The sequence below is a fragment of the Winogradskyella immobilis genome, from assembly GCF_021887715.1.
Lineage (GTDB): Bacteria > Bacteroidota > Bacteroidia > Flavobacteriales > Flavobacteriaceae > Winogradskyella > Winogradskyella immobilis.
Genome location: NZ_JAIQXX010000015.1, coordinates 1 through 18,220, shown reverse-complemented (window position 1 = coordinate 18,220; position 18,220 = coordinate 1). Strand labels below are relative to the sequence as shown.

16 protein-coding genes are annotated in these 18,220 nt (G+C 32.2%); 8 read left to right on the top strand and 8 right to left on the bottom strand.

The window, feature by feature from the left end; translation table 11 throughout:
* Positions 1-16 precede the first annotated feature (16 nt).
* Positions 17-832, bottom strand: coding sequence for a DUF1853 family protein (locus K8Z87_RS10785; protein ID WP_227477572.1), 816 nt, complete (start codon positions 830-832; stop codon positions 17-19).
* A 122-nt stretch (positions 833-954) separates the two neighbouring features.
* On the opposite strand from K8Z87_RS10785, the gene K8Z87_RS10780 reads away from it, so the two are divergent.
* The 3 genes from K8Z87_RS10780 to K8Z87_RS10770 all read left to right on the top strand — a co-directional run bounded on the left by K8Z87_RS10780 (position 955) and on the right by K8Z87_RS10770 (position 3,717).
* Complete coding sequence (locus K8Z87_RS10780; protein ID WP_227477571.1) at positions 955-1,590, top strand: peroxiredoxin-like family protein; 636 nt, start codon at positions 955-957, stop codon at positions 1,588-1,590.
* Between the two features lie 62 nt (positions 1,591-1,652).
* The gene (locus K8Z87_RS10775; protein ID WP_227477570.1) at positions 1,653-3,044 is read left to right on the top strand and encodes a DUF3179 domain-containing protein; all 1,392 of its coding nucleotides are present in this window, start codon (positions 1,653-1,655) and stop codon (positions 3,042-3,044) included.
* A gap of 94 nt (positions 3,045-3,138) precedes the next feature.
* Complete coding sequence (locus K8Z87_RS10770; RefSeq protein ID WP_227477569.1) at positions 3,139-3,717, top strand: DUF4251 domain-containing protein; 579 nt, start codon at positions 3,139-3,141, stop codon at positions 3,715-3,717.
* 78 nt (positions 3,718-3,795) lie between these two features.
* Here K8Z87_RS10770 and K8Z87_RS10765 read toward each other — a convergent pair whose 3' ends face one another.
* The 5 genes from K8Z87_RS10765 to K8Z87_RS10745 all read right to left on the bottom strand — a co-directional run bounded on the left by K8Z87_RS10765 (position 3,796) and on the right by K8Z87_RS10745 (position 12,036).
* Positions 3,796-4,374 carry a hypothetical protein gene (locus K8Z87_RS10765; RefSeq protein WP_227477568.1) on the bottom strand — a complete coding sequence of 193 codons (579 nt, stop codon included), beginning with the start codon at positions 4,372-4,374 and terminating at the stop codon, positions 3,796-3,798.
* A gap of 2 nt (positions 4,375-4,376) precedes the next feature.
* Positions 4,377-5,279, bottom strand: coding sequence for a LamG domain-containing protein (locus tag K8Z87_RS10760; protein ID WP_227477567.1), 903 nt, complete (start codon positions 5,277-5,279; stop codon positions 4,377-4,379).
* A gap of 12 nt (positions 5,280-5,291) precedes the next feature.
* Positions 5,292-8,690: an amidohydrolase family protein gene (locus K8Z87_RS10755; RefSeq protein WP_227477566.1), complete on the bottom strand. Its 3,399-nt coding sequence runs from the start codon at positions 8,688-8,690 to the stop codon at positions 5,292-5,294.
* 103 nt (positions 8,691-8,793) lie between these two features.
* Positions 8,794-10,986 carry an acylase gene (locus K8Z87_RS10750; protein ID WP_227477565.1) on the bottom strand — a complete coding sequence of 731 codons (2,193 nt, stop codon included), beginning with the start codon at positions 10,984-10,986 and terminating at the stop codon, positions 8,794-8,796.
* Between the two features lie 129 nt (positions 10,987-11,115).
* A complete protein-coding gene (locus K8Z87_RS10745) occupies positions 11,116-12,036 on the bottom strand; it encodes a M23 family metallopeptidase (RefSeq protein ID WP_227477564.1) in 921 nt (306 codons plus the stop codon).
* Positions 12,037-12,177: 141 nt separating this feature from the next.
* Between K8Z87_RS10745 and K8Z87_RS10740 the strand changes: the two genes are divergently transcribed.
* From K8Z87_RS10740 to K8Z87_RS10730, 3 genes are all read left to right on the top strand, one after another.
* On the top strand, positions 12,178-13,290 hold the full coding sequence (locus K8Z87_RS10740) for an alanine racemase (RefSeq protein WP_227477563.1): 1,113 nt from the start codon (positions 12,178-12,180) through the stop codon (positions 13,288-13,290).
* 119 nt (positions 13,291-13,409) lie between these two features.
* On the top strand, positions 13,410-13,886 hold the full coding sequence (locus K8Z87_RS10735) for a DM13 domain-containing protein (protein WP_227477562.1): 477 nt from the start codon (positions 13,410-13,412) through the stop codon (positions 13,884-13,886).
* 136 nt (positions 13,887-14,022) lie between these two features.
* Positions 14,023-14,751, top strand: coding sequence for a hypothetical protein (locus K8Z87_RS10730; RefSeq protein WP_227477561.1), 729 nt, complete (start codon positions 14,023-14,025; stop codon positions 14,749-14,751).
* 18 nt (positions 14,752-14,769) lie between these two features.
* Here K8Z87_RS10730 and K8Z87_RS10725 read toward each other — a convergent pair whose 3' ends face one another.
* Positions 14,770-15,465: a LytR/AlgR family response regulator transcription factor gene (locus K8Z87_RS10725; RefSeq protein ID WP_227477560.1), complete on the bottom strand. Its 696-nt coding sequence runs from the start codon at positions 15,463-15,465 to the stop codon at positions 14,770-14,772.
* A 7-nt stretch (positions 15,466-15,472) separates the two neighbouring features.
* A complete protein-coding gene (locus K8Z87_RS10720) occupies positions 15,473-16,471 on the bottom strand; it encodes a sensor histidine kinase (RefSeq protein WP_227477559.1) in 999 nt (332 codons plus the stop codon).
* A gap of 435 nt (positions 16,472-16,906) precedes the next feature.
* Here K8Z87_RS10720 and K8Z87_RS10715 point away from each other — a divergent pair, with 435 nt between their 5' ends.
* Together K8Z87_RS10715 and K8Z87_RS10710 are read left to right on the top strand one after the other, a co-directional pair.
* Positions 16,907-17,515 (top strand): hypothetical protein, encoded by a 609-nt coding sequence (locus K8Z87_RS10715; RefSeq protein ID WP_227477558.1) that lies wholly within the window; start codon positions 16,907-16,909, stop codon positions 17,513-17,515.
* Positions 17,516-17,554: 39 nt separating this feature from the next.
* Complete coding sequence (locus K8Z87_RS10710; protein WP_227477557.1) at positions 17,555-17,980, top strand: alpha/beta hydrolase; 426 nt, start codon at positions 17,555-17,557, stop codon at positions 17,978-17,980.
* Positions 17,981-18,220 lie beyond the last annotated feature (240 nt).

Here is an 18,220-nt window from a genome sequence, read left to right as displayed (position 1 = left end):
ATTTTAACTATTAGTGTCAATTTTCCCAAAATGTAACAAAACATTTTTGCAATGTATTGTTTTTAGACCTTAACCAACATAGCGGAGAACGCAATTGTCCTATATACATATTCATTTCAATTTTTGATGCATCAAAACTCATCCAATCAACTTTAAGATGCGGCTCTATTAACCAATCTAATTTCTTAGGAATATAAAACATGCAATTCTTTAATCGATCTAATTGACTATAAGGAATATAAAACCCTTTAATACAGGAAGTATTCAGTGGTGATATATCAATTTGATTTGTTTTATAAGGAATGAATAATTGTGCCTTAAAGCATACATGTTGTTCAATATTTTTAGCTGAAACAAAGTAGTTTTCTAATAATCGTTTACTGTTAGGATGATTAATTAATGGAAGTTGTTTCTCTTTTAATTTTTTGAGTTTATAAATTAAAGTGTCCTTTTTATTTGGACCAATCCATTTGTCTAATTGATTCCTTGAATCTATAGAAGTATCATATAAATAGAATTTATAAATAATTTCTATATGAGTGGCTTGGTTTTTATTTAAAAGTAGTAAATCTAGTTCTCCGATAGTTCGCTTATCCTTTTTGATTTGAATATTCTTGTCTATAATATTTATATCTTCTAAAAGATTAAGGTGAAAAACCACAAACTGCTCGACACGTTTACCTAATCTATTGGCATTAAACTGTTTTAGATTATTTATTTTTCTATAATAGTTCTCAAATTTAAATTGATTTAAACCATATATATCATTATTCGCCCAAAGCGAAGGAGTGTTAATAAACCCGTGATATTGTAATTCTATTTGATTATTCATGTATTAAATACAAACGTAATGATTAAAATGTAAAATGATTACGAAACAAATCATCTCTAGAGTTAGTATTGTAAGCTTTTGTGCATTTTCAAGACCTAATTGTTTTAACTTTTACATATAAAATGACACTTACACAACAATTAAAAGATTTAGCAGAAGGCAGCAAACTGCGTCATCCAGGAATAGCACAAGAAACTATGCAATCAGCCATTGACGAATTAGTACAATCTTCAATTTTAGATAAAGCAACAAAGAAAGGAGCGAAAATTCCAGAAATTAGTTTGCCAAACGCAACAGGCAAAACGGTAAATTTAAGCGAAGTACTAAAAGACAATAGAGTAGTCCTTACATTCTATAGAGGTGGTTGGTGTCCATATTGCAATTTAGAATTAAAAGCATTTCAAAATGCTTTACCAGAAATAGAAGCTAAAGGGGCAAAGTTAATCGCTATTAGTCCAGAAACCCCAGATAATTCATTGTCTACCGCAGAGAAAAATGAATTATCATTTGAAGTGCTTTCAGACACTAATAATAAAACAGCAAAAGATTTGGGTTTAGTATTTCAATTGCCAGAAACGCTTCAGAATTTATATAAAAAATTTGGAATTGATTTAGATACCAATCAAAACAATACAAATCAAGAGTTGCCTATAGCGGCCACATATATTATAGAACAAGACGGTACAATTTCTTACGATTATTTACAAGAAGATTATAAGTTGCGTGCTGATCCTTCTGAAGTTTTAACGGCACTTTAGCATACTTTTAGTGTTTTTATTGTTAGCTCATTTTTACAAAAACGACTGAATAAAAAAACGTTATGAAATATAGCATATCCAGAATAAAACTTGTGTGCTTTATAATTATTACTTTTTGGACTGTTATGCTATTTTCACAGCAGTCAGACAATTCAGGTAAAAATGAAGTTATAGAGTACGCAAATTTTTTAAAAGTAATGACATCAGATAATGAATCTGAGTCACTAAAAGCTATTAAATATATAGAAAGCAACTGGAAACCAGAATTTGAAATTATGGTTTTGGAGTTGCTTTATTTTTCGCGTTCTACTAAAAGTGATTTTAAATTACTTGACCTATTGCACAAAAAAACAGGTAAAAACTATGGTTTAGATTTTAACCGTTGGTATGAGTGGATTTGGTCTAAAGACGAAAAATTAGCACCTTACTATCATAAATTTAAAGCGCAAATACATAGTAGAATAGATAGACATTTCCCAAGATATTTTTCCGATAGGCAAGACAAACGAACTATTAGATTAGATGAAATAAGATGGGGAGGAGTTAGGCAAGATGGAATACCGCCGTTACGAAACCCAACAATGATTTCTGCTAAAGATGCTGATTATTTAGACGATGATAATGTTGTTTTTGGAATTGAAGTTAATGGTGATTTTAGAGCTTACCCCAAACGCATATTGGCATGGCACGAAATGTTTACGGATACTGTTGGAGGTATTCCTGTTGCAGGTGTTTATTGCACATTATGCGGCACAGTTATACTATACAAAACAGAACTTAATGGCACGCAATATCAATTAGGCACAAGTGGTTTTTTATACAGATCTAATAAATTGATGTATGATAAAAAGACACAATCCCTATGGAATACAATTTGGGGAAAACCAGTTGTTGGACCACTAGTAGGTAAAGACATTCAGCTTGAATATTTGAGCGTTGTAACAACCACTTGGGGTGAATGGAAAGCAAGACATCCAGAAACAACAGTGTTAGATTTAAATACAGGTTTTTCTAGGGATTATGGCGAAGGTGTAGCTTACAAAAATTATTTTTCAACCGACGATTTAATGTTTAATGTACCATCACCAGATCGTTCAGTAAAATATAAACAATCCATATTAGCTATTCGTTTACCAGAAATATCTGATAATTCTATAGCAATTTCAACAAAATATTTAAAAAAGCATCCGATCTATAAAAGTGAAATTGAGGGACGAAAGTTTGTTGTACTTACTGATAAGTCTGGTGCAAATCGTGTTTTCTTTACTGAAAATATTGACATTGTAGATTATGATGGATCTACTATTGCTACAGACAATAATGGGGTAAAATGGAACATTCATGAAAATCACTTAGAAAATAGTAAAGGCAAAATTTTAAAACGATTACATTCTTTTAATGCCTTTTGGTTTGGGTGGAAAGCCGCATATCCTAACACAATACTTATTAAATAAATAGTTGACAACTAATATAGTAGAACGTTAAAAATGCTAAATAATTAAGAAGTACAAAAATGTTTAATTATCTTTAAAATAATATCGTTGAGTTATGAAAAAATATATTTTAGTTTTAGTAGGGATAATGTTCAGTTTAAATTTAGTAGTATCACAAACAAGAGCAGAAAAAAAAGCATTAAAAAAGGAGACTTTAAAAGCTAATTACAATAAAACTAAACAGCTTGTAGAATCTAATAAATTTGAATTTGAAGCCAATTGGGCATTTCCTCTTAGCGGTGATATTACACGTTTAAATCTTTCTAGTGGAAGCACACCCTTTACAGGAAATAGGGTAGACTTAAGTGGAAATTCTAATTTCGTAAAGTTAAATGTAAAAGATGCTAAGGTCTTTTTGCCATATTTTGGGCGTGTATTTAGAGTTACAGCCAATAGTAGAACCAGTAGAGGGCTTGAATTTGAAGGCACTATAGAGAAATATAAAGTCGAATACAATGACGCTAAACATAGAGTAGAAATTAAGTTTACAAGTAAAGATAAAGAAGATCAACTTCGATACCATTTTGTTATTACTGCTAGTGGAAGAGCAACATTAAATGTAAATAGTAATAATCGTCAAGCAATTAGATATGAAGGCAAGATTAGGCCTTTAGAGGAGAAAATAAAATCGTAACCATAATTGCATATCATAAATAAAAGCTCGAGTTTCTTAAAAGAAACACGAGCTTTTATTTATAGAGTATATTTTTCTTTATTTACATAAAATGGTAATATTATTCATTGTTTCCCATAATTTATGTTGGTAAGGTTGTGGTGAAAATTCAAAATATACAATGTGTTTTTTTGTAATATCACAATACGACGATGTAATTTTCACATTTAATGTCTGCAATGCTTCTTTAAAAAACACATCAAAGATGGTTACATTACCTAAATAAGAAGCGCTTTCTTTATTATATGCAATAGTCGCTTTAGCAGGTATAATTGTTTCTTTTGACAATCCCTTTCCTTTACCAACAGCATTTAGTAACCCATCAAAATAAAGCTTTAACTCTTTATTTAAACGTTCTGTAGTCAACTTAGGATCTACATCTAAATACCAAGCAAATTTATAAGTCCAAAACTCTTCACTAGCTGCATTTCCCCAGCCTTTAGCAAACCTAACATATTCAATACCTTCGTAATCTAATTCTGGTGCAAAGCTTAAAGGTAAATTAAGAGTTTCAGCTCTCCAATCATTAGGACTGTTCAGTAATGACGCCTCTTTTTGAGCATTAACTGTTGTGCAAAAAGAAAAACAAACTATAATTGTTAATATATATACTTTCATAATTAATTTAATAAGGTTTGTACGCCATTTTCTAAACTATATAATGCGGTAATTTCGTCTGCAGATAACGCTTTATTGTATATAGATAAATCATCCATTAGTCCTATATAACTTAATCCTAAGAAGATATTAGACTTTTCAATTTCCCATGTAAACGGGTTAGAAATATTTTCACGTGAACCTTTAAGTTCACCATTCATATATAATTCTGCTTTTCCATGTTCACTGTTCAATCCTGATAGGTTAATAACTACATGTGTCCATTTATCTTTAGCAAAAGGTGGACTTTTAACAGCGTATAACATTTTATAAAAATTTTCATTTTCATTATCTGATCCTTCAGGATTAGGATTCCATGCTACTCGATCTTCAATAACACCTAACCTAAAGTCTCTAGGGTTATCTTTTGTGAAATCTACCCAAATACCAGCATCATTATAACCAGAATCTGTAATTTGTATCGGATCGCAAAAACCAGGCTTTAAATCTGTATTTGGGTCTAAACTTAACCAAAATGAGATTGAACTGCTCCAATCTGTTTTAGAATAAGCTATATTATTTAAGCTTGGGTAATAGATATAACCTTTGGTTTTATCTGCGTATTGAAGTCCATTACCATAACGTCCTTTTCCTTCAACTAAACTTACGCCTTCTTTATGAAGGCCAACAACAGCAGAATCTAATGCTTTTCTATTGGATACCGTATATAATTTAGAATCACCTAAAGCAAAATCAGCATTGACTCCATTATCAAAAGAAGCATAAAGCGTTAGTGCAGATTTTAAACTTGAATCTATGGCACTTAGTTGTTTATCTTCAACTGTAGTTTCGATTTCTTTTGTCTTTTCTTTACAAGATGTGAATGCTAAACTTAACACCAGCACACATAAAATATAATGTTTCATTAGTTATCTTTTTTAATTTTTAATACCTGGTAATCCTTCTGGTTTCTTTTCTTGCCACCAAAAACCTGAAGCTTTCTTTTGTCTAGGATACACTTCATCTAAAGTATTTCCATCGTATAAACGTCCATTCTTCATCACTTGAAAAACAGTGTTTGTATGTCTAATATTATCTAATGGATTCTTGTCTAAAATTACTATATCTGCAAGTTTACCAACCTCAATAGAGCCAATATCTCCGTCTAATCCTATAGATTGAGCTCCTAAAATGGTAGCCGCCTTTAAAGCATTAACTGTTGATGTTCCAGATGCTGTAGCCCATAATTCCCAGTGGTATCCTAAACCTTGTAATTGCCCATGGCTACCAACTCCTGCAAGACCACCAGCATTTATTAAATCGTCTACAAATTCGGCATGTTTTGTAAACACATGTTCTTCATCCATAAACCAACCTGGACGACGACGAGATTTACCTGCCAAATCTGTATATGGTGTAAAGTACTGCAACTTTTTATCGTGATAAGGGTTTTCTCTAGAATAGAAATAATTCTCAGCCCAAGGACCACCATACGATACTAATAGAGTAGGAGTATAAGCAATTTTAGATTGTACGGCAGCTTCTAAAATATCTTTATACAATGGAGTAATAGGATAAGAATGTTCGTGTCCTGGATAGCCATCTAAAAACTCTGTCATGTTGCGTTTAAAATCTAAACTACCTTCTGTAGTTGGCATTAACTTTTGTTCCTTAGATGCTTCTATAACCCATTGACGGTGTTGACGATTACCAACATTATACATTTTAATAGTATTGGTGTTATAATACTCACTATACTTTTTTAATGCATCTCTGGTATGATCTAAACTTTTGAGATGATATGCCCAAGATCCTAATCCTGGTCCTGTAGAGTAAGCTCTAGGTCCTAACATTTCACCTGTTTTAACCAAATCAAAATAAGTTAATACATCTGTAGTCCCAGTTTGCGGATCTCTTGTTGCAGTGACTCCATAAGCTAAATTAGCAGCATAAGACCAAACTTGTTTTTTATGTATTCCTGCATAGACACGCAAATGTGAATGTGTATCAACCATACCAGGCATAATTGTTTTACCTGATGCGTCTATAATTTCAGCATTATTAGGAACAGTTAAGCTACCAGAAGGTCCAACTTCTTTAATTCTATTATCTACGATGAGAATATCTCCATTTTCAATAACTTCATCGTTATTCATAGTAATAATACGAGCTCCCTTAATTAATGCTGTACCCTTAGGAATGTCTCTAGTAATCTCAACCTTTAATTTTAACTCTTCTGCCTTATACGGTTCGTAATCCTTTGCTTTTTCTTTATCTTTTTTCTCTTCAGCTTTGCGCTCATCATCAGTTAATTTAGACAATTCTTCTTTTCTCGCTTTTTTCTCTGCTTCTAAACGCTCTTCTTCAAGTTTTGCTGCTTCTAAATCGTATATAAAATGCGCATTACCTATTGACCAATGCACTTTTTTAGCATCTTTAGACCATGCAGGAAATTCACCTCCATATTGTGTTAATTTCCACGATGGGAATTGTGATGATTTAGGATTTGCTACAGAAATATTAGGTGTTTTTCCTATTTTAGGAATAGTTACTACATAAACATCATTATTAATTAATGCCATAGCTCTATTACCTTTCGGTGCCATATAGATTTCTACTGGACGAGCACCTTGAGCATTTTCTTCTGGGTCTTCAACTTTATCCTCTAAATAAGAATGATCATGATCATCATTTGCACTACCAAAAGTAACAATACCAGAAATACTAACAATTTGCTTTTCATCTGTACCATCCCATCGTATAGAACTTAATCCACGACGACTACTTAAATAAATACGATCCCCATTATCTACAAAATGAGGGTTTCTTCTACCATTAGTTTTTGCAATAAATGTTGTGTTTCCACCTGAAGAAGGAATCCATACCAAATCTTCAGCACCTGAAAATGCACCACGTAAATAAGCATTTCTGAAATTTTGTGCGCTTCCTTTAGTTGCTACAATTCTATTTGATACTGCATCCCAAACTGGTGTGCCATATAATGCAGATTCAGTAGTTAATTTAATAGGTGTTGCTCTATTAGAATTTTCAACTTTATAAATATGTCCGCCATCAGTTTCTGACCATGTAGTATATACGATAGATTTTCCATCTGGTGACCAACGAGGTTGTGTTTCTATAATATCCATAGATGTTAAACGCTTTGGTTTTCCATCAGGGAGTTTCATTACATATATTTTATTTAATGCATTGAATACTAATTCTTTTCCATCTGGTGATGGCTTAGCGTCTCTAATTTGATTAGCGATTAAGTCTTTATTATCAGAGATTGGATATTTAAATTCTAATGCTGGACCTATAGCCAATTCTACATTAACATTAAAAGGAATTTCAGTAGCATTTCCACCAGTAACAGGAATTCTATAAATTTTACCACCATATGACGCTAATACAGATTGGTTATCTGGTGTAAAAGTCATTGCAGGTAAAACACCTAAAGGAGCAACAGATTCTTGCTCATCACGTTGAACAGGATATGCCAACCAACGTTCGTCACCATTTGACAGATCTCTAATAACTAATCCTGTATTCTCCTCATAACGAGAACCATAAACCAACCATTTTCCATCACTAGATAATGTTGGAGTAAACGCAGAACCATATCTAGAAGTTACTGTTCCTATATCTCCTGTATCTAAATCGTATGTGCTAATTTGATATTGTGGTAATTGAGCATTATAATTCCAAGCACCATTTCGTCTAGAATAGTAAATGAGTTTGCCATCATAACTAAATGCTGGCTCAATAGTTTTTAATCCTCCAGGTTGCGTGATTAATCTAGCACCACCGCCACCATCTTTATGATAGAGGTGAAGGCGTAGTGTACGTTTTCCTTTTGCTACAACAATATAATTACCATCCGGTGACCATTCTGCAGATTGTACTTCCCCTTTTTTATCCTTAGTAACTTGATGCGTTTCTTTAGATTCTAAATTCATAGTCCAAGCATTATCATTTCCACTTCGATCTGAAGTAAAAACAATACTCTTACCATCTGGACTATATCTCGGATTGGTATCTAACGCCATACCATCTGTAATGCGTGTGGCTGTTCCTCCTGAAACAGGAATAGTGTATAAATCACCTAACATATCAAAAACAATAGTTTTTCCGTCTGGAGAAATATCTAGAGATAACCATGTGCCTTCATTAGTATTGAATTTAACAATACGACCACTTTTTAATGGTAAATCTTTAAATTTTGTTTGATTGGATAAGGAATCTTTTTCTTGAGCGTTACTTGTAACACTGAATGTTAAAAAGCATAAAAAGGTCAAAAACCCTAAAGGCTTTATTAGCTTAGGAATTCTAATCATAATAGTTGGTATTATAAGTTAGTTAAACTTGAAAGTTTAAAGGTATTCTATATATCTTATATAAAGTTTTGTATTAACAAAGTTTTCATATAATTCTAATGTCTTAGTTTTCTCCAGGATGATATGTTTTTTCAGCAACTTTTAAAACATCTTCTTTATAATAAGGTACATCTTTAAACTTCATATCTGCATAACGTTGAGCTTGATCTTCAAAATGCGGTGAGTTAGGATCACTACTTTGGCCTCCAGCAAGCATAGTCTTTGCCTTTACTTTATCTCCAAATTCTACTACAGCTACAAAACTGTTACCACGCGTACCATATATTTTTTTAGCGTCTTTGGCAACATAGCTTACGCCATAAGCAGCTAATGCTCCCCAACGTCCAGAAGCTAAGCCTACAGGAATACTCGGTGCATTATCATCAAACTCTTGACGAATATCTCCATTTAAACGTTGGTATCGGTTAACATCTCCCCAAGGTAAATTCCATTTTCCAAAAGTAGAATTTAAGTAATCGATTGCTGATTCGAAAATTTCGAGACGTTCAGATTCTGGTGATTCATTCCCGAAATAAGACATGGTTTCCATACCTGACATTGGTCTAGGACGTTTTCCATTTCTATTATATATTGTACCGTAATAATGTGCTAAAGTCATTCCTTGAGAACGTTTAGATGTTTTATAATCCCAATGTCTAAGCATATCTATCGGATCTTTTAATTTAGGATTCTTAGAGACAGAATTATCATATGCTTTAACTAAACCTGGTATTAACTCTTTAAAAGCAGGTAAATACGGATCGTGAGCAAGTTCTATAACATCATCTAATGTGTAACCATTATCTCTTTTTTGCCTCAATAAATCTATTGCATGTACACCTCTAAAGTTTTCACGATCTAAAGACATATAATTTGGGTAATCTTCGCGCTTAGGACTATATTCTGCAGCTGCAGTAAATGGTGTAGAATTACAATTTTGAAGCCAACCGTTTTCAGGATTTAAAAGCGTAATATGCTCGCTAACGTCGTGTAATCCTTGCCAATCTGTTTTGGGGTTGCTTCCGTCCACAGGTTCTTTATAATTGAACGACGCATCTCGTTTTGGAATAAAATTACCATGGAAGTATGCTATATTTCCTTCTGCATCTGCATAGACTGTATTATTAGACGAATTGGTTTTAATATCCATCATTTTTCTAAATCCATCATAACCACTTTGTTTAGATCGGGTATAGGATTGCTCTAATGCTTTTACTGGCTCCCACATCATTGCAGTAGCTACCCAACGACCATCATTACTATGTGTTACAGGGCCATGATGTGTTCTATGAATTGGAAAAGTCTTTTCTTTTATTGCTTCACCTTCTTTATATTTTAAAGTCACTTCAGAGGTTTCAACAGGTCGTAATTCTTCACCATAACGATACATTAATTTTCCATCAACTTTTATCATATCTTCTTCAAACTCGTCAATAACATCGGTATATGTAGATGTATGCATCCAACCTGTTTTTTCATTAAATCCTTGATAGATAAAAAATTGACCCCAAGTTACAGCACCATATGCATTAAGACCTTCTTCACTAACCGCATGGACTTCGCCTCTAAAGAAAAAAGACGTATGTGGATTAATTAATAATATTGGCTTACCAGACGCAGTTAGTTTTCCTGAGATAGAAATACCATTAGAACCCGCAGGTTCTTCTTCTAAACGACGTTGTTCTTGCAGAGCTACAGCTTTACTTTCTTCAATATCCATATTGCCTTCGTAAAAGGCTTTAATTTTAGCCGTACGTACGCGCTCAATATCTCCACCTATAGAACCTTCCGAAAAATACATTGGCATCCAAGGTTCAAACTTTGTTAATAATCGTGGTTTTACATCAGGATTAGAATGTAGGTAGTAATTGATGCCATCTGCAAAAGCATTACACAGTTCTTTTAACCATTCTGGGCTTTTTTCATAATTAGCTATAGCTTCTTCTTTAGTCATAAATAGCTTAGCACGTAAATCACTATAAATAGCCTCTTCACCTTCAACTTCTGCTAAACGTCCTGTAGCCCATATGTAATTTTGTTCTACACGATTAAAATCATCTTCACATTGTGCATATAATAAACCAAATACAGCATCTGCGTCTGTTTTTCCGTATATATGTGGTACACCAAATTTATCTCGTATGATTGTTGTGTTATCTGCATGTGCTTGCCAGCGTTCTAAATCTGGATTTGTGTTGGTGTCAGACTTACACGCCGTTAGTAATAAAATGATTAAAAAAGGAAGAATACGTTTCATGAGTGTGTAATTTTAGAACTGTGAAATTAATGGTCTTTACCATGAAATCAAAAAAATGTGAAGCCTAAATTTTATTGACTTTGGGAAACAAATGTTAAAACAACAGATAAAGATTAAAGAAATGAATTTTTAAAATTCTAAAACTAACTTTTGACCAACCTTAAGTACTGATGACCGTCTTATATAATTGGTTTTACAGATCGATGCTATAGACGTATTATTACGACGTGCTATGCGAGATAAGGTGTCACCAGACTTCACCAAATATATTTTTGTCTGTTTTTTTGTGCTTGCAATAGCTTGCTCTCGAGAAGTTAATAGGCTTAGTTTACTTTTTCTATGTGCGCTATGTAAACCTGCACGTGTCCATTTGCGAGTTACCCAAAGCTCTTTGGCTCTAATTTTATTAGCATCAGAAAAATCAAATAAATACTCTGGATGAATATAATTACCTTGATAACTGGTAATTAAATGTAAATGGCTTCCTCTTGAATTCCCTGTATTTCCTCCTTTACCAATTAATTGGCCTCTTTTTATGGTATCGTTAGCTTTTACAACATATTTGGATAAATGCCCATATATAGTCTCTAAACCATTAAAGTGTCTAATAATTACACATCGACCTAATCCAGAATCATACTTAGCAATTCTAACAATACCATCTAAAACAGCAACAACGCTATCTCCCGTAATTAAATCTATATCAATCCCTGTGTGTGGTCTCCCACGTCTCCAGCCAAAGCGAGATGTAATTACTTTTTCTTTTTTTACAGGTGATATAAAAGTAGTATCATTAAACGTAATTTTCAACGGAAATTTGGTTTCAATACTTTTATATGGATTGATTATAGTATTGTTCCAATATTCAGATTTAATATCTACTTGTTTATCTGTTGAACCTTTTATGAAAGGAATAATGATTTTATTAACATAATTTCCTTTTTCTAAATCAACAGGTATTTTAAGGACTAAGGAGTCATTAGAGGTATTTTGGCTTAATAAGATGCTAGAAGCAATAAGTAGGAATATAAAGCTAAAAACAGATTTCATTTTTCATTTTGATAGATGATCGGCAAATTTAAACGATATAGAAATGCTTTTATTTTATGTTTTGTTAAAATTTTATTTAAAAAAACGATTTAGTCTTGTCTAATTGTTTTTAATAACTTGTAAAAATAAAACTGTATTCTGATGACAAAAGCATGGTATAAGATTGAAGACATTAATAAGATAGATTCTCCATCAATAGTTCTGTATAAAGAGCGTTTATTACATAATCTTCAACATATGACTTCTATGACACGTAGAGGCTTATCAAGACTTATGCCGCATGTTAAGACCAATAAAATGCCTAAAGTAATAGAACTTATGGTAACACTCGGTATTAAAAATTTTAAAACCTCTACAATCGCCGAAGCTGAAATCGCTGCTGGAGCAGGAGCGGAATACATCTTATTAGCACACCAGTTAGTTGGTCCAAAATTTCAGCGTTTTTGTGAACTTTTGAAACATTTTCAGAATGTGAAATTTGCAACAATAATAGACAACCCTTATACTATTAAACAATTGAATAATTATGCTGCTACTAATCATTTAAAAATAGATTTTTTTATTGATATCAATAGTGGAATGAATCGTTCAGGAATTAAACTTGGCAAGGAATTAGAATTATTAATTAAAGCATTCCCTAATTATCATTCACTTGTGTTTAAAGGGTTTCATGTGTATGATGGGCATTTGCGTAATATCGATTTTGAGGATCGAAAACATCATATTGAAAACGAGTTTAATCCCGTGAAAACTTTATTTCATAAATTAAAAGAAACACATCCAGATATTAAATTAATATGTGGTGGCACACCTTCATTTACCACACATATAAAAGAAGAAAATAGAATTACAAGTCCTGGTACCTGTGTGCTTTGGGATTGGGGATATGCTAAAAAATTAAAAGAACAAAATTTTAAATATGCTGCGCTATTAATAACGCGTGTAATATCTAAACCAACTAACGGAATTATAACTATTGATTTAGGTCATAAGTCTGTAGCTTCAGAAAACCCAATTCATCAACGCATTAAATTTTTAAATTTAAAAGATTACCAATTAATTTCGCAAAGTGAAGAACATGGAGTTTTATCAGTTAAAAATTGGAAAGAAATAAATATTGGTGATGTCTTTTATGGAGTTCCATATCATATTTGTCCAACAATAAACCTACATGATAATGTTTCAGTAATATCAAATGAAAAACTAGTTGATTACTGGGAAATTACAGCACGAAAAAGACGATTAATGTTTTAGTTGTATTTATATAAGATGCTTCATTCAAGTAAGGTAGGCTCAACTTTTTTTAGTTAAAGTATCGTCGTTTCTGTAATAAACAGCAAAGCAAAACGACTAAAAGCAAAAAAAGCGCTATTATGAAAAATTTACTGAAATACTTATTTGTCTTATCATTTGTAATTGTTGGCTGTAGTGACAGCGATGACCAAGTTACGGAAACTGAAGATGGAGTTGTTTTTAATCCATTACAAGCAAATCCTGCACCACTGCCTAGAGATTGTGATTCTAGTAGCCCATTAGTTGGTGTTACAAGACCTCTTAGAATAAGTAATTTATATGGTATTAGTGGCTTGGTTACTATTGTTTCTGATTGTGAAATAGAAATTTCTAATTTCTTTTATAATGGAGCTGGTCCAAATATTAGTGTGTATGCAGGTATAGATAATGACTTTGTAAATGGAGTTAACATGAGTGAACCTATTAACGGACAAGTTTTTGAAAGCGCTACTTTAAATCTGTTTTTACCAGATGGTGCTAGTTTTAATGAGTTTAATAGTATTAGCATTTGGTGTTATGAATTTGATGTCGATTTTAGTTCTGCATCTTTTCAATAATCTACGCATTTTTTTTAGATAATTATATTTAGACATATATTAACAATATGTCTATATTCTATTATAAAGTTTAGTTTGTATTAAACCATTAATGGTTTTCTTAGTCTAAACTATATTATACTAATACACAAATGTTATGAAATTGAAATTTTTGTTGTTTCTAATCACTTTTTCTACACTTAATGCTTTTTCTAATAACAGTCTTTTAGAAGATAATCTAGAATATAGCGCAAGAGTAGAAGGAGATTATGTCTATGTAAACCTTAGTACTTCGGATAGAAACAGTATGTTATCTATGATACGAAGGGGTTTTTCTGTCTATTTTGACTTAAAAGGAAAGAAAAAAAAGAAAATAGCTGTAACCTATGTTATTCCTCCAGAGCAACCTAATCAAAGAGGACAAAGACCTCAAGGTGGTAGACAAAATCAAGACTTACCTATTAATCAAATGTTAAGCTTAATGCCAAATAAGGCGTTGTTTACTTATTATAATGACAAAGTAGAATTTCAATTAAGCCCTAATAGTTTAGATATTTCATTAGATTATAATTATAAAGAATCTTCTAATGGCACTAATGATAAACTATTGTACACCCTTAAAATTCCTGTAAGTAAAATTGCGCCAAATGGAGAAAAACTTAACAAGCTATCTATTGGTATTGTATCTAATACTGCGCCAACAAATAGGAATGGAATAAACAATCAAAATAGAAATGGTGCACGACAAGGTGGAGGTCAAGGTAGAAGTGGTGCTAGGCAAGGAGGAGGTCAAGGAGGACGACCAAACCGTGGACAAGGCGGCAACCAAAATCAAAGACCACAACTCACCGCATTTAGTCTTTGGTTTGATTGTGATATCAAGTAGATTTTTATAAGAGCTCTTTTATATTTTTGATAAACCTTCTAATTTTTCAAATACAATAACCTTATACATAGAACTCACAGGAATGGTATTATTATCAATTAACAAATCTGTTCTAGTGGCTTTGGTCACTCTATTCAAATTGGCAATGTATGATTTATGTGTACGTTGAAAATTATCCGGTAATAATGTAGTAATATTAATAAGTGTTTCAGAGATCAAGTACATTCTTGAGTCGGTAAAGATTTTTAAATAATTACCAAAACTCTGAATGTACAAAATTGATTTAAATGAAATATTCACAAGCATTCCATCATGCTTTATTTGAAGTTCTTCATTTCCTATATTCTTTTTAGGCTCTATTACTTTTGAAGCTGAAACCTTATGTATTGCTTTTAGAAAACGTTCAATTTTTATGGGTTTTACCAAATAATCTACCACACCATAGTCATAACTTTCTAGTGCATATTCAGAATACGCTGTAGTTAAAATCACTTTAGGCGGTCTTATCATAGAACGCAAAATTTCCATACCATTAAGTTCGGGCATTTCTATATCAAGAAAAATAAGATCTACTTCGTTTTGTTGGATGAAGTTTACAAACTCAAGCGGATTACCAGTGCTTAATACTAATTCGAAGTTATCAATTTTAGAACAATACTCTTCTAGCACTTTACGCGCCAGCATTTCATCGTCTATGATACCAATTTTAATCATTAACTGTTTATTGTTGTACGTTTAAATCAACAGATAAATTTACATAATATACGTTTTCTGTATCATTAATTTCTAATTTATGAGAATTAGGGTATAATAACTTCAAACGTCTTTTTACATTTTCAAGCCCTAATCCTTTTCTTATCGTATCAACAACCATCGATGGTTTAGAATTTACTACATCAAAATTGAGTATTGCTTTTTTTATTGTAGCAGAAATATCAATTCTACTTTGCTCATTGGTACTTTGTGCTCCGTGCTTAATAGCATTTTCAACAAATGGAATTAATAACATTGGTGAGATTCTTAATCCTGAAAAATCTCCTTCAATTAAAAATTCAACAGTACAGCGTTTGCTTAGTCTTTTTTCTTCAAGTAATACGTAATTTTCTATAAACTCAAGTTCTTCTTTTAATAAAACTGTCTCTTTTTTAGAACTCTCTAATTGGTATCTCATTAATTCTGAAAGCTGCATCACAAGATCTGGGGTTTCCTGTGATTGTTGTCTAGAAAGGGAATAAATACTGTTTAAGGAATTAAATAAAAAATGCGGATTCACTTGTTCTTTTAAATAGTTCAATTCCATCTCTTTTTGTAATTTTTCTTTCTCAGCGTTTTCTCTTTGAGTAATCATATTTCGTCTTAGAAAAAAAGCAGCCATTCCAGTTCCTGTGCTATAAATGAGATAAGAAAACATTTTAGCAATATCAGGCCAATTGACGTTCGCATAGTTTTTTAAATACGCTCCAAAAAACAAACTCCCAATGAGTAGAAATACATAAAAAAAGTACCTTTTCTTATCAAGAAGATATGGAATTAAAATAAAATGATTTATCCAGATAACAACCATAATAGGAATAGTAAAACTAAGTCCCCATAAGTAATAAGAGAAAACAGTATCATATCGATGTTTGAACGTCCATCCACTCAATAGTTCAAGAATATACACCAATACAAAGGCGCCTATATTAATACTTATAGTATTTCGAAGCGACTTTTTAATCATAAACATACGTATTAAAACCTATCAAATATAACATCTATGTATGCTAACAGCACAATTTCTTTACAAAAGCCTTTAATCAATGATGAAATGATGTTATCATTTAATTCTTGTGTTTATCCTATTAATGAATTTACACGTTGAATATACTATACATTTATTCAACATTCATGTTATGGATAATTAAAAATTATGAAAAAACTAAATTCCATTTTCATGCTCTTACTTATAGTAATGGTACATGCATGCAATACTAAAAAACAAGAAGTAAGCGCTCTTGATTTTCCAGACTTAGAGAGTCCCTTTTTTGCACAAAAACCACCGGGTTCAATTCCTGAAGTTTTTGATCCCCGTGTTGTTTCTACAGCAACCGCCTTTTCGCCTGACGTAGAAGAAATCTACTTCCGCAGATTTGATGAAGGGTTAAAAGATTCAGCCTTGGTTGCTATTCAATATAAAGATAATCTATGGACCGAGACATTTGTGGTGCCCAGAGGCGAGATTTCCCCTGACGGTACCATTCTGTATAAAGGAAACGAATATAGAGAGCGAACCCCTTCTGGTTGGTCAGAGCTAAGATCTATTGGAGCACCTTTTGACTCTATTCCCATTATGCGCCTTACGGCTTCATTTGATGGAACTTACTATTTTGATGATGTGTCACAATTTAATGATAAGTCACTAGTAAATATTGGTTATTCACGATTAATAGACGGCATACACGAAAAACCAAAAACATTGAATTTTGATATGGGAACAACATTGCAGTTCCATCCATTCATAGCTCCAGATGAATCCTATCTTATATTTGACAGTAGACCTGAAGGCGGTGATAATGATATCTATATTAGTTTTCGTCAGAAAGATGGTTCATGGGGCAATGCAATTAATTTAGGTGATACCATAAATACAGAATTCTCAGATGTTTATGGCAGTGTAACACCAGATGGAAAATACTTCTTCTTTAGAAGTACGCTCAGTAATGGCGAAAACAATACCATGTGGGTAGATACTAGTTTTATTGAAAAACTTAGGCCGAAACCATAATCTATATCAAACAAATACAAGATCAAAAAGAAACAAATCATGAAAATAACGAAGCTATTCATATTTATATGTGTTATATCGCTTAGTGTTGTCTATGCTCAAGAAAATAGAGCAAACAACAAAACAGAAACAATCGTTAATTTGGAATTATCCAAGATACAGGTAGTTCCGATAAAGGATATAAAGAATGATAGGCAATATGAGCTTTATATTAAACTGCCAGAAGGATATTCAGAAAATGTTTATGTCAATTATCCAGTGATTTATTATACGGATGCTTTATGGCATGTTGAAATTTTATCTGGTTCTGCCGACTTTCTAGCGAAAGATGCAATCCTAGTGGGCATTTCTTGGGAAAAAGATCTAAAAGGAGATTTAGCAACATTAGGAGCACATGCAAGTAGGTTTAGAGATTATTCCATACAGCCTTTACCAACCCAGAAGCTCAGGCAAGATATCAATTAGGGCAAGCCAGCAATCACTTGAATTTCATTCGTAAAATGTAGCGTAATGAGCCGTAATTGTTTCCAAAATTATATGCAGTCTTGAATTTTTGTTTCTTTTGTTTCAAGACAAAAGATATATAATTAAAACTTGGTGAGTTCTATAGTTGTATTATACTGAAATAGGTTGACTCTTTTTTGATTATTATTTCGACGTTCAAAAGATTTTTTTCAGCCGTTTAGAAGGCAAAAAAATAGTTTG